Origin of the sequence: Nitrospirillum amazonense (assembly GCF_029594735.1) — a bacterium.
In the GTDB taxonomy this organism is placed as follows: Bacteria; Pseudomonadota; Alphaproteobacteria; order Azospirillales; family Azospirillaceae; genus Nitrospirillum; species Nitrospirillum amazonense.
This window is the reverse complement of record NZ_JARPAF010000004.1, coordinates 544672-556727: the sequence shown is the minus strand read 5'-3', so window position 1 is coordinate 556727 and position 12056 is coordinate 544672. Positions and strand designations below refer to the sequence as shown.

At 69.4% G+C, this 12056-nt stretch carries 11 protein-coding genes; 8 read left to right on the top strand and 3 right to left on the bottom strand.

The genetic code is table 11. From position 1 onward, the window contains the following. Nucleotides 1-11: 11 nt before the first annotated feature. Entirely contained in the window at nt 12-1847 is a 1836-nt protein-coding gene (locus tag P5F91_RS23295) for an ABC transporter ATP-binding protein (protein ID WP_277908395.1), read from the bottom strand. 125 nt (nt 1848-1972) lie between these two features. After that, nucleotides 1973-2689 carry a fumarylacetoacetate hydrolase family protein gene (locus tag P5F91_RS23290; protein WP_277908394.1) on the bottom strand — a complete coding sequence of 239 codons (717 nt, stop codon included), beginning with the start codon at nt 2687-2689 and terminating at the stop codon, nt 1973-1975. Between the two features lie 194 nt (nt 2690-2883). Between P5F91_RS23290 and P5F91_RS23285 the strand changes: the two genes are divergently transcribed. The 3 genes from P5F91_RS23285 to P5F91_RS23275 all read left to right on the top strand — a co-directional run bounded on the left by P5F91_RS23285 (nt 2884) and on the right by P5F91_RS23275 (nt 5180). After that, complete coding sequence (locus P5F91_RS23285) at nt 2884-3900, top strand: patatin-like phospholipase family protein (protein WP_145608376.1); 1017 nt, start codon at nt 2884-2886, stop codon at nt 3898-3900. A gap of 297 nt (nt 3901-4197) precedes the next feature. Continuing rightward, nucleotides 4198-4407, top strand: a complete 210-nt coding sequence (locus tag P5F91_RS23280) for a cold-shock protein (protein WP_040849967.1) — start codon at nt 4198-4200, stop codon at nt 4405-4407. 194 nt (nt 4408-4601) lie between these two features. Further along, nucleotides 4602-5180, top strand: coding sequence for a MarR family winged helix-turn-helix transcriptional regulator (locus tag P5F91_RS23275; RefSeq protein ID WP_157999595.1), 579 nt, complete (start codon nt 4602-4604; stop codon nt 5178-5180). Between the two features lie 91 nt (nt 5181-5271). Here the strand turns inward: P5F91_RS23275 and P5F91_RS23270 are convergent, their stop codons facing one another. Continuing rightward, on the bottom strand, nt 5272-6942 hold the full coding sequence (locus P5F91_RS23270) for a tetratricopeptide repeat-containing glycosyltransferase family protein (protein ID WP_186454497.1): 1671 nt from the start codon (nt 6940-6942) through the stop codon (nt 5272-5274). Nucleotides 6943-7397: 455 nt separating this feature from the next. Between P5F91_RS23270 and P5F91_RS23265 the strand changes: the two genes are divergently transcribed. The 5 genes from P5F91_RS23265 to flgK all read left to right on the top strand — a co-directional run bounded on the left by P5F91_RS23265 (nt 7398) and on the right by flgK (nt 12048). Then, nucleotides 7398-8063: a flagellar hook assembly protein FlgD gene (locus tag P5F91_RS23265; protein WP_145608379.1), complete on the top strand. Its 666-nt coding sequence runs from the start codon at nt 7398-7400 to the stop codon at nt 8061-8063. Between the two features lie 64 nt (nt 8064-8127). Beyond that, nucleotides 8128-9399 (top strand): flagellar hook protein FlgE, encoded by a 1272-nt coding sequence (flgE, locus tag P5F91_RS23260; RefSeq protein ID WP_145608380.1) that lies wholly within the window; start codon nt 8128-8130, stop codon nt 9397-9399. A gap of 12 nt (nt 9400-9411) precedes the next feature. Then, nucleotides 9412-9774, top strand: coding sequence for a hypothetical protein (locus P5F91_RS23255; protein WP_277908393.1), 363 nt, complete (start codon nt 9412-9414; stop codon nt 9772-9774). Then, on the top strand, nt 9771-10298 hold the full coding sequence (locus P5F91_RS23250; RefSeq protein WP_277908392.1) for a hypothetical protein: 528 nt from the start codon (nt 9771-9773) through the stop codon (nt 10296-10298). Before P5F91_RS23255 ends, P5F91_RS23250 begins: the two co-directional genes overlap by 4 nt. Before the next feature lie 13 nt (nt 10299-10311). Then, nucleotides 10312-12048: a flagellar hook-associated protein FlgK gene (gene flgK / locus P5F91_RS23245; protein WP_145608385.1), complete on the top strand. Its 1737-nt coding sequence runs from the start codon at nt 10312-10314 to the stop codon at nt 12046-12048. Nucleotides 12049-12056: the final 8 nt, after the last annotated feature.

Sequence of the window (12056 nt, the reverse complement as noted above, 5' to 3'; positions counted from 1 at the left end):
CGCCCATCGGTTCAACCCGCCGCCGACAGGGCGCCGGCCGCCGTCACCGGGGCCGCGCCCAGCTCCGCCACCGCCCCGGGGCCACCACCGGCCTGCAGGGCGTGGAAGCGGGCGTAAGCGCCGTCGAGCGCCAGCAATTCGTCGTGCGTGCCGGATTCCACCACCCGGCCGCCATCGATGACATAGATGCGGTCGGCATCGATGATGGTGGACAGGCGGTGGGCGATGACCAGGGTGGTGCGGCCCTGCTGCAAGCGGCGCAGGGCATCCTGCACCAGGCGCTCGGACTCGCTATCCAGCGCCGAGGTCGCCTCGTCCAGCAGCAGCACGGGGGCGTTCTTCAGCATGGCGCGGGCGATGGCGATGCGCTGGCGCTGGCCGCCGGACAGCTTCACGCCGTTCTCGCCCACCCGGGTGTCATAGCCCTGGGGCAGGCCCAGGATGAAGTCGTGCGCCGCCGCCGCCTTGGCCGCCGCCTCGATCTCCTCCTGCGTGGCGCCGACGCGGCCATAGGCGATGTTGCCGCGCACGGTGTCGTCGAACAGCCCCGTCTCCTGGCTGACCAAGCCGATGGCGCTGCGCAGCGAGGCCAGCGTCACGTCGCGGATGTCCTGGCCGCCCAGGGTCACGGACCCGCCGGTGACGTCGTAGAAGCGGGGGATCAGGTTCAGGATGGTGGTCTTGCCCGACCCGCTGGACCCCACCAGGGCCACGGTCTTGCCCGCCGGCACCTCCAGCGACACGCCATCCAGGGCCACCGTGCCGTCCTGATAGGCGAAGCGCACGTCATTGAATTTAATGGCATGAGAGGCGACCGCCAATTCGGCAGCACCCGGCCGGTCAATGATGCGCGGCGGCGTGTCCAACAGGGCAAACACCCGCTCCGCCGAGGCCAGGCTGACCTGCAGCTGGGTCTGCAGCTTGGACAGGCGCTTCAGCGGCTCGAACGCCAGCAGGAAGGCGCCGGTGAAGCTGGTCAGCGTGCCGGCCGTGCTGTGCCCCGCCGCCGCCTCCAGCCCGCCATAGATGATGACGCCGACGAAGATGACGCCGCTCAGCACCTCATTGATGGGGATGAGGGAGGAGGAGACGCGGAAGGACTTGTTCGTCAGCTTGCGCAAATCGTCGGCGATGCCGGCCACGCGCCGCATCTCATACTCTTCCATGCCGTAGGCCTTCACATGGCGGGCCCCCTGGAAGGTCTGGGTCAGGATGCTGGCGAAGGTGCCCAGGGCCGCCTGCGTGCGCCCCGCCACCCGGCGCAGGCGCCCGGTCATGCGGCTGAGCATGAGGGTGGTGAAGGGCACCACGGTCAGCGAGATGGTGGCCAGCAGCCAATCCTGCTGGAACATCACGCCCACCAGGAAGATGAGCGTCAGCACGCTCTGGCCGTAGTTGGTCAGCACCTCCGCCGTGCCCTGGCGCACCTGGTTCACGTCGTTCACCAGGCTGGAGACCAGCTGGCCCGACGGCAGGGAATGCAGATAGGCGAGGTCGGCCTTGATCAGGTGGTTGTAGAGCTGCTTCTGCAACGCCGCCACCAGCCGCTGGCCCACGTTGTTCATCAGCACGGCCGAGAAGTAGCCGGAGAAGCCGCGCACCACGAAGGTGGCGAAAACGATGACGGCGAAGGTGCGTAGATAGCCGGGGTTCTTGCCGCTCAGCACCTCATCGATCAGGGGCACCAGCTTCTGCGCCAGCACGGCGGAGCTGCCGGCGTTGATGGCGATGAGGATGCTGGCCAGCAGCACCATGCCGAGATAGGGCCGCAGGTAGTTGCCGGCCAGCCGTTTCACGAGTGGCAGGGTGGCGGTGTGGCGCGGCTGGGACTTAGGCTTCTTGGACAAGGGACCGGCGAACCTCGGACTGCGGGCACGGGCGCCCGGCACGGGAAAAGACGGGGCCATGCTTAGCACGAAGGCGGCCCCGCCAGCCACAGCCGGCCGGCGCCCCCCTTCCTGGCGCCTCCCCCTCACGCCCGGTCGGTGATGCGCAGCGACAGGTCGGGCAAACCGTCGATGTGGGCGGTGATGACATCGCCCGGCACCACGGGGCCCACATTCTCCGGCGTGCCGGTGAAGATCAGGTCGCCGGGCAACAGGGCGAAGGCCTGGGACAGGTTGGCGATCTGCTCCGCCAGCTTCCAGGTCATCTGGCCCAGGGTGGACGACTGCTTCACCTCGCCGTTCACCGACAGGGTGATGGCGCCGGCGGCCAGGTGCCCCACCTGGGACACGGGGTGCAGCGGGCCGATGGGGGCGCTGTGGTCGAAGGCCTTGCCGATTTCCCACGGCTTCTTGATGTCGCCCATGGCGCGCTGCAGGTCGCGGCGGGTCATGTCCAGGCCCACGGCGTAGCCGAAGACGTGGGTAAGCGCCTGGTCGACCGGGATGTTCCGGCCGCCCACGCCGATGGCGGCCACCAGCTCCACCTCATAATGATAGTTGTTGGTCAGCGTGGGATAGGGATGGTCCGCCACCGTGCCCGGCATCACCACCTGCACGGCGTCGGCCGGCTTCTGGAAGAAGAATGGTGGCTCCCGCGTGGGGTCGGAGCCCATTTCGCGGGCGTGCGCCGCGTAGTTGCGTCCGATGCAATAGATGCGGTGCACGGGGAAGACGGCATCAAGCCCGGCCACGGCCACGGTGGGCTGCGGGACGGGGAACAGAAGCCGGGGCGCGCTGGTCATGGCCTGGTCATCCGGGCGGTGGCAAGGGGCCGCCACCATAGCAGAGCGGCGCACGCGCGCCAGCCCGGCCCCATTTCGCCCCCAAGCCGGCCCACCCCGTGCCACTTTCACCGACTAACAGAAGCCGGTACGCTGTGCCGCCCGGCCCCGCCCCCTAGTTTAATGTCGTCCCCGCCGACAGAGAGAAGACCGCCATGCCCGACCGCCATCCTGAGCGCCACGCCCCCCGCCCCACCTTAGGCCTGGCGCTGGGCGGCGGCGTCGCCCGGGGGTGGGCGCATATCGGCGTGCTCCAGGCCCTGGCCCAGCACGGCATCCACCCCGACGTGGTGGCAGGCTGTTCCATCGGCGCGCTGGTGGGCGGCGTCTATCTCGGCAACCATCTGGAGACGCTGGAGCACTGGGCGCGCAACCTGACCAAGATGCGCATCCTGGGCCTGCTGGACCTGCGGCTGCGCAGCGGCGGCGGCCTGATCGGGGGCGAGAAGCTGCTGGCCGAACTGAACCAGCATCTGGGCGATGCCACCTTCGACGATCTGTCCAGCCCCTTCATCACCGTCGCCACCGACCTGGCGACGGGCAAGGAAGTGTGGCTGCGCCGCGGCTCGGTGGTGGAGGCGATGCGCGCCTCCTACGCCATGCCGGGCATCTTCCCGCCATCCCATGTCGACGGCCGCTGGCTGGTGGACGGCGCGCTGGTCGACCCCGTGCCCGTGGCCGCCTGTCGCGCCATGGGCGCCGCCATGGTGGTGGCCGTCGACCTGAACGCCGACATCATCGGTCGCACCCGGGGCCGCCATGATGGCGAGGCGGGCGCCGCCGCCCCGCCCGACGCCGCCCCGGCGACAGAGGACATGGAGGCGCCGGCCGACCTGGGGGGCGAGGCGCCGCAGAAGCATAATTTCGAGTTCCTGTCCGCCTTCCTGCAATCCCGCCGCGCCCGGCCGCAGCCGCCCAAGTATGAGGGACCCAGCATGTTCGGCGTGATGGCGACCTCGCTGGGCATCGCGCTGGACCGCATCACCCGGTCCCGCCTGGCCGGCGAGCCGCCGGACATCCACCTGAAGCCACGCCTGGGCCACATCGGCCTCCTGGAATTCGACCGGGCGGAGGAGGCCATCGCCGAGGGCAAGGCCGTGGTGGAGCGGGCCCTGCCCGAACTGCGCGAGGCCCTGCGCGTCTTCGGCATCCCGGTGCGAATGGCATCTTAATATCCGCCAGCCATCCACCGGGGGAATGGCGGCCTACCCCCCTCATCCGAAAGGCCAAAGGTCATATACGGGCACTGCTTCTCCTCATCCATCAGTACAGCTCGCCAATCACTTTAAGTATTGTTCAGATTTTCTTGCTTGTCCTCGGGCGAGTTGGATTCCATGACTATGGCATCGAATTTGTCGCGGAGCCCTGCCCGGTCCACCGGTTCGCTCCCGTCATGATTTGATGCCCGCCGTCGCATACCCGCGGCCGGGCGACATTTGGACCGGGAACTACCCGTCTAAGGAGACACCATGTCTATCGGCACCGTTAAGTGGTTCAACAGCACCAAGGGTTACGGCTTCATTCAGCCGGAGGATGGCACCGCCGACGTGTTCGTGCACATCAGCGCCGTCGAACAGGCGGGCCTGCGCTCGCTGAACGAGGGCCAGAAGGTCAGCTTCGACCTGCAGCACGACCCCCGCAAGGGGAAGTCGGCCGCCGGTAACCTGCGCACGCTGTGATCCCCGGGGGGACCTTCGGGCTCCCCTGTCACGGTTGGTTTGAGAACGGGCGGCCGCCCCCGGGATGGCCGCCCGTTTCGTTTTGAACCCCTCCCTTCGGATAAGGCGGCGCGTGATTGATCCTGGTCAATGCCGGGGTGGGTCGGAGGGATCATGGTGGGGGCGTGAAAACAGTTATGTGGGGGTTCCATTCCATGCCCGACGCCCTTGCCCATTTCCGCGCCGAAGACGCTATCGCGCTGTGCGTCATCGACGTGGCCAACGCCCTGGTCCGCCACAGCGAGCCCCTGCTGGAAGAGGCCGGACTGACGGCGCCGCAGTGGACCGTGCTGATGAACGTGGCGGGTGACCGCAACTTCAACGACGGCCCCACCCAGCCGGCCAACGACCCGCATGCCGACGCCTACGCCGGCGCCGACCTGGGCCGCGCGGGCTGCATCTTCTCGTCCGAGATCGCCGCCGCCCGCGGCCTGTCCCGTCCGCACATCAGCGCCACGGTGACGGAGCTGCTGCGCAAGGGCCTGATCCGGCAGGAGGACGATCCCAGCGACCGCCGCCGGAAACTCTTGTCCGCCACGCCGGAAGGCTTGGCCGTGCTGCGCCGGCTGCAGCCGCTGCGCCAGTCGGTGAACGATCTGCTGCTGGCCGACCTGGATAGCCACCAGCGCCGCACCCTGCTGGAGGCCCTGCGCATCATCCGCGACCGGTCCCGCCGGGCGGAGCATGTGCGCCCCTACGCCGACCGGCCGCACGCCCTGCGCCACGCCTCCTGAGCACGCGCCGCCAAAACACGCCCCCGCCGATGGCCGGGGCGTGTTTTGATGTGGCCTCATGCGGCGGGCGCCGCCATCCGGCGGTCGCGTCCTAAAGCGGCCCGAAAGTCATGCCGCTGGCCACCTGGTTTGCCATGTCGCGGATCACATCCCGCCGGTCGCGCACGCCGGTGCGGAAGACGCGCATGCTGGGAAACCAGGGCCGCGCGCCCGTGCCCAGGCAGGTCACGTCCAGTTCCCCCGCCAGGCGCCAGACCGGCACCCCCAGGGCGCCGGCAAGCTCACCCGTGGCGGTGGGCGCGGTAATCACCAGGTCGAGGCAGGAGAGCAGGGCGGCCAGCCCCTCCAGGTCGTCGCGCTGGTCCAGGTCCGGAAAATGGCGCGGCGCCAGGGCGCCCAGGGCCGCCCGCTCCGCTTCCGTGTCGCCATACATCAGTGTGAGGACGGCAACCCCCGGCAGGGCCAGCAGGGGCGTCCAGTCCGCCAGATCCGATTGCCGTCCGGCGCGGCTTTCGATCGCCAGGCCGCTGCGCCAGCACAGGCCCACCTTCAGGGTGCGCGGCCCATCCCCATCCAGGTCCGCCAGGCGACGCCGCCAGCGGGCCACCAGATCATCCCGCGCCCGCAGGTAGCCCGCCGGCCCCGTGAAATCGGCCAGGCGCCCACGCAGCAGGCCGGGCAGGGAGCCCGCCGCCGCCTGGGCCACGGCCCGGCCTTCCGCCGGATCGGGCGCCGCCCCCTCCCGCGCCTCCGCCACCACCTGGGCGCCGGGAAAGGCCCGGCCGAATAGGCCCGCCAGGCGGGGATCGCAGCGCACCACCGCCGATCCGGCCGCCGCGATGGCGGCGGCATAGCAGGTCGCGAACATCAGCTCATCCCCCAGGCCCTGTTCCCGCCAGATCAGCAGGGAGCCGTCCAGCCGCTGGCCCCGCCAGGCCGGCAGGGCGGGAGCGGCACGGAAGCGCTGCGGCTCCGCCGCCAGGCGGGCGTCGTAGCCTACCCATCCGGCGGCCAGATCCCCCCGTGCCAGGTCCAGGTTGGCCCGGCCGAACACCAGGCGGGCATCGGTGGGATGGGCGCGCACGCCGGCGGCCCAGGCCTCGGCGGCACCCCTGAGGTCGCCCAGCGCCTGCAAGGCCGCAGCCTGGGTGTACAGCGCCTCCGCCTGCGCCGGCTCGGCCGCCAGGGCCCGGCGGCTGGCGGCCAGCGCCAGGCCGGGGCGGCCCTGGGCCATGAGGATGGACGCCAGGTTGACATGGCCGTTGACCAGGCCGGGGTCCAGGGCCAGTGCGGCGCGGGCGGCATCCTCCGCCTCCGCCAGCCGGTCCAGCGCGCGCAGCACTGCCGCCAGGTTGCTGTGGCATACGGCGTCCCCGGGCGACAGGCGCAGGGCCATGCGCAGCACAGGTTCCGCCTGGGGCACGCGGCCCAGGCGGCGCAGCGCCACGCCCCACAGGGTGAACAGGCCCAGGTCCGCCGCCTCATCCGGGCGCGCCGTGGCGGCGGCCAAGGCCAGCACGGGCTCCGCCTCTGCCGGCCGGTCCAGCGCCAGCAACACGCGGCCGGCCAGCGCCAGCCAGCCGGGCGTGCGCGCGCCCGCCGCCAACGCCGGACGGCACAGCACCCAGGCCGCGTCCGCCCGCCCCGCCGCCAGCAGGGACGCCGCCGCGGCCAGGGACGGGTCGCCCCCCGCCGCCTCACCCGTCGGAGGGGTGCCGCCGCCCCGCTCATCGCGGCGCGGTCGTGTCAGGTTTTCAGGCATGCCGCCCCTCATCATTCATGCCCTTTCCCCTCACGCGCGGCGGCGGGCAAACCGTCGCCGCATCTGGAAACCGGGCGGCCCCGGCACCGATGGGCAAAATCTGCCGGGCGCCCCAGCGAAGGCCGGGCCCGGAAACCCCAGGATTCCCGCCATTTTTGCGAATGTCCGCCGTGAGGACGACAGGCACGCTAGGAAGAAACTGCCGATCGGCAATACATGACCAGTAAAATTCTGCCTACTTAAATACTCAATGTCCTCGCATCCGAGATTAACCAAACGCATTGAAAGCATATAAGCCGGGCGAGGACTTCGTGGCCCGGAACTTTTTTTTGGAACCGTCAAAAAAAATGCGCCCGCTTCTGTGAAGGCCGGCGTTGAACCGATCGAAAGCCAATTCCGGCCCGAGGTCCCATTCCAGGATCCGGGGAAGCGGCGGAGGACGGAGAGGTCGGATCATGACGACGGTCAGCAGCACCAGTTCCAGCAGCAGCACCAGCACAACGAGCACCACCGCCTCCTCCTCGTCCACCAGCTCGCTGGGCGACTTCACCACCATGCTGACCCTGCTGCTGAAAGAGCTGCAGACGCAGGACCCGACCAGTCCCATGGACACCAGCACCTTCACGACCCAGCTGGTGCAGATGTCCAGCCTGGAGGCGCAGCAGGCGTCCAACACCCTGCTGGAAGGCATCAGCAGCTCGCTCAGCAGCTTCACCGGCAGCTATCCGGCCTATAGCTACCTGGGCCAGACGGTATCCACCGACAGCGACGAGGCGCCCTTGCAGGATGGCTCCGCCATCTGGAGCTACACCCTGCCGTCCGACGCCGACAGCGTCAGCTACACGGTCAGCGACAGCAGCGGCAACGTCGTCTACTCCGGCACCGGCAGCACCAGCGCCGGCACCAACTACATCACCTGGAAGGGCACCGAGACGGATGGCGGCACCGCCACCTCGGGCACCTACACCCTGTCCATCACCGCCACCACCGATAACGCCGCCAGCAGCGTCAGCGCCTACGGCGTCGGCAAGGTCACGGGCGTCGACACCTCCACCGGCACGGCCAAGCTGACGCTGGGAAGTTACGAGATCGCCATGGACGACGTGACGTCAATCCTCTGATCCACAACGACTTTCCCAGCTTCCGGCCGCACCGCCGCCCGCCCGCCCGCAAGGAAACACGGCAATGAGCATCTTCAGCGCCCTGAACACCGCCACCTCGGCCCTGTACGCCCAGTCCAAGGCGTTCACCTCCATCTCCAGCAACATCTCCAACTCGTCCAGCACGGGCTACAAGGCGACCGACACCTCGTTCACCGCCCTGCTGACCGACAGCCAGACCAGCTCCGCCGACTATGGCGGGGTCATCGCCGGCACGACGCAGACGGTCAGCAGCCAGGGCGACATCACCTCTACCGATGTCACCACCAACCTGGCGCTGGATGGCGACGGCATGTTCGTGGTGAACGACGGCAGCAGCACCCAGGCCTACTACACCCGCGACGGCAGCTTCAGCGAGGACAACAGCGGCTATCTGGTGAACACCGAAGGCTTCTACCTGGAAGGCTGGGCCACGGACGACAGCGGCAACATCCTGGCCACCAACCGCAGCGACACGGCCAGCCTGGAAAAGATCAACCTGGACGACATCTCCGGTTCGCCCAAGGCGACGACCAAGGTGACCAGCAGCCTGAACCTGCCTTCCGACGCCACGGTGGGCAGCAGCTACACCACCGATACCGAGGTGTACGACAGCCTGGGCAACAGCAGCACGGTCACCATGACCTGGACCAAGACCGGCACCAACACCTGGGAGCTGGATGCCTCAAACCCGGTGTCGGCCACCGACGGGTCCACGGTCACCGGTACCACCAGCGGCACGCCCGTCAGCCTGGTGTTCAACAGCGACGGCTCGCTGGCCTCGCCCACCACCGACATCCAGCTGGGCATCACGGGGTGGAGCAGCGGCGCCACCGACAGCACCATCACCCTGGACTATGGCGAGAACGGCGGCAGCGGGTCCATCACCCAGTACGCCAGCGGGTCCTCCACCCCCAGCGTCACCACCACCGGCACGCCCAAGCAGGACGGCTACGCCAAGGGCACGCTGACCAGCGTGGACATCAACACCGACGGCAGCGTCGTCGCCAATTTCGACAACGGCCAGTCCAAGACGGTCTACAAGATCCCGGTGGCCACTTTCGCCAACGCCGACGGCCTGACGGCCGTATCCGGCCAGACCTACGCCCAATCCACGGCGTCGGGCACCTACTCCCTGAAGGAGGCGGGCAGCGACGGCGCCGGCACCATCGAGTCCAAGTCGCTGGAAAGCTCCAACGTCGACGTGTCGGACGAGCTGAGCCGCATGATCTACGCGCAGCAGGCCTACTCGGCCGCCGCCAAGGTGGTCTCCACCGCGCAGGACATGATGGACACCCTGCTCCAAGCCAAGCGGTAAGGGGACGGCGCCATGAACCCGTACGTCCCCCTCCTCGCCCAGTCGATCCAGCAGCCGGCGGCCGACGGCCCCGCCCCCGGCTCTTCCACCTTCGATCCCACGCGCCTGGACCGCCTGCTGCGCGAGGGCAAGCGGCTGAACGCCGCCGTGCGCTCCGCCCTCACGCCCGGCGTGCGGGTGGGCGGCCATATCCGCCGCGCCGCCCAGCTGGCCCTGATCGACGACCTGACCCGCTACCAGGAACGGTTGGAGCAGGCCCTGGCCGAGCTGCGCCCCCTGATCGAGGTGCAGCAACAGCGGGCCCGCGCCCTGACGCTTTATTCGCGGGCGCTCAACAACGCTTACCTGCCCTCCTACCGCCGGGGTGCGCGATGACCAGCTTCCTGTCCCGCCTGTTCGCCACGCCGGCGCCTGAGCCCGCCATCACCGTGGCGGAGCCGGCGCCGGAGGCCGCTCCCGTCCTGCCGGCGCCGCCGCCCGGCGGCACCCAGTTCCCGGTGGCGCTGGTGGAGGCCTTCGCCGCCTTCCAGGCCGCGGCAAGCCAGCCCGAGGCCAGCCTGCAGCGGCGGCGCGCCATGTACGATGCCCTGAAGCACTTGCGCGAGGCGGAGGCCGTGGCCCGTGTGACCCTGTCCCAGGTGGCGGCCCAGAAGGGCGGCCAGGGCCGCGCCGCCACCGGCCGGCACTGGGCGCCGCAGCTGCAGGGACTGATGGCGGAAATGGCGGCGCTGCAGGCCGGCATGGCGGCGGAGCTGAAGGGCCGGCGCTCACGCCTGCAGGGCCTGCTGCATGTGACGCGGGAACGGGCGCAGGACGTGCGCGGCTACTATCCCGGGCGGGGCCGGCAGGTGCGCGTCGACAGCTACCAGGCGCGCCACTGCGTGCAGTTCACCGCCTGAAAGGACGCATCCCATGTCGCTCCGCACCGCTGGATCCATCGCCCAATCCGCCCTGACGGCGACGCAGACGGCCATCACCGTCACCAGCGCCAATACCGCCAACGTCAGCACCGACGGCTACACCAAGAAGACGGCCAACCAGACGGCCGTCACCGTCAACGGCCAGGCGTCCGGGGTCAGCGTCAGCAGCGTCACGCGCGATGTGGACCAGTACCTGCTGCGGCAGGTGGTGTCCGCCACCTCGGCCGACAGCCAGGCCAGCACGCTCAGCAGCTACATGGCCGATGTGGACAGCGCCTACGGCACCGTGTCGGGCAGCACCTCCATCGCCGACGTCATCGACAGCGTGACCAGCGACCTGTCCACGCTGGCATCCGGCAACGGCACCGACACGGACAAGGCGTCCACCGTCACGGCGTTGGAGACCATGGCCAGCACCATTTCCGAGGCGTCCAGCACGGTGCAGGGTTTGCGCGCCCAGGCGGACGGCGACATCGCCAGCGACGTGGATTCGGCCAACACCGCCATCACCACCATCGCCAGCCTGAACAAGGAGATTGTCGCCGCCAAGGCCGCCGGCCAGTCCACCGCCGATCTGGAGGATGAGCGCGACACCCAGCTGAAGACCCTGTCCAGCTACCTGGGCGTCAGCTATTCGGTGGACGACACCGGCGCCATGCAGGTGTCGACATCCTCCGGCCAAGTGCTGGTGGGCAGCACGGCCCACACCCTGAGCTACACCGCCGCCGCCAGCGTCGACGCCGGCACGACCTATCCCACGGGCTTCAGCGCGCTGAGCGTGGACGGCACCGACATCACCGGCAGTGTGAAATCCGGCGCCATCGGCGCCCTGATCACCCTGCGCGACGACACGCTGGTGGACCAGCAAACCCGCCTGGACAACCTGGCCAGCACCCTCATCACCACGGTCAACACCGTGTCCAACCAGGGTACCAGCTATCCGGCCGCAACATCGCTGACCGGCACGGCGACCGTCAGCGCCAGCGACAGCCTGTCGGGCACCGGCACCCTGCGCCTGGTGGCGGTGGACAGCAGCGACGACGCGGCCGCCGTGCTGGACGTCGACCTCAGCGGGGTGTCCACGGTGCAGGACCTGGTGGACACCATCAACGCCAGCGGCAATTTCACCGCCAGCATCACCAGCGACGGCCACCTGACCATCGCCGCCGCCGACAGCAGCGACGGCATCGCCGTGAACGAGATGGACAGCAGCGTGGGCACCGGCAAAGAGGGCGCCTCGCTCTATTTCGGACTGAACGACGTGCTGACCGGCACCGGCGCCAGCGACATCGCCGTGAACAGCGCCATCGCCGCCGACAGCTCGCTGCTGCCCACCGGCACCCTGTCGGACAGCAGCAGCCTGGCGGTGGGCGACAGCGCCATCACCTCGGGCGACGTCAGCACCGTCACGGCGCTGGAGGACGCCTTCACCGGCACGCAGAGCTTCAGCAGCGCCGGCGGCTTGGCCAAGGCCACCACCACCCTGTCGGGCTACGCCTCCACCATCATCAGCAGTGCGGCCACCGCCGCGTCCACCGCCAGCACCAAGGCCGACACCGCCAGCTCCACCCTCGACGACGCGACCACGGCGCTGAGTTCCCAGTCCGGCGTCAGCCTGGATGAGGAGACGGCCATGGTCTCGACCCTGGAGCAGGCCTACCAGGCCGCCGCCAAGATCATGTCGACGCTGCAGGAAATGTTCACCGCCACCATCGAGATGGTCAACTGAGGGCCCAC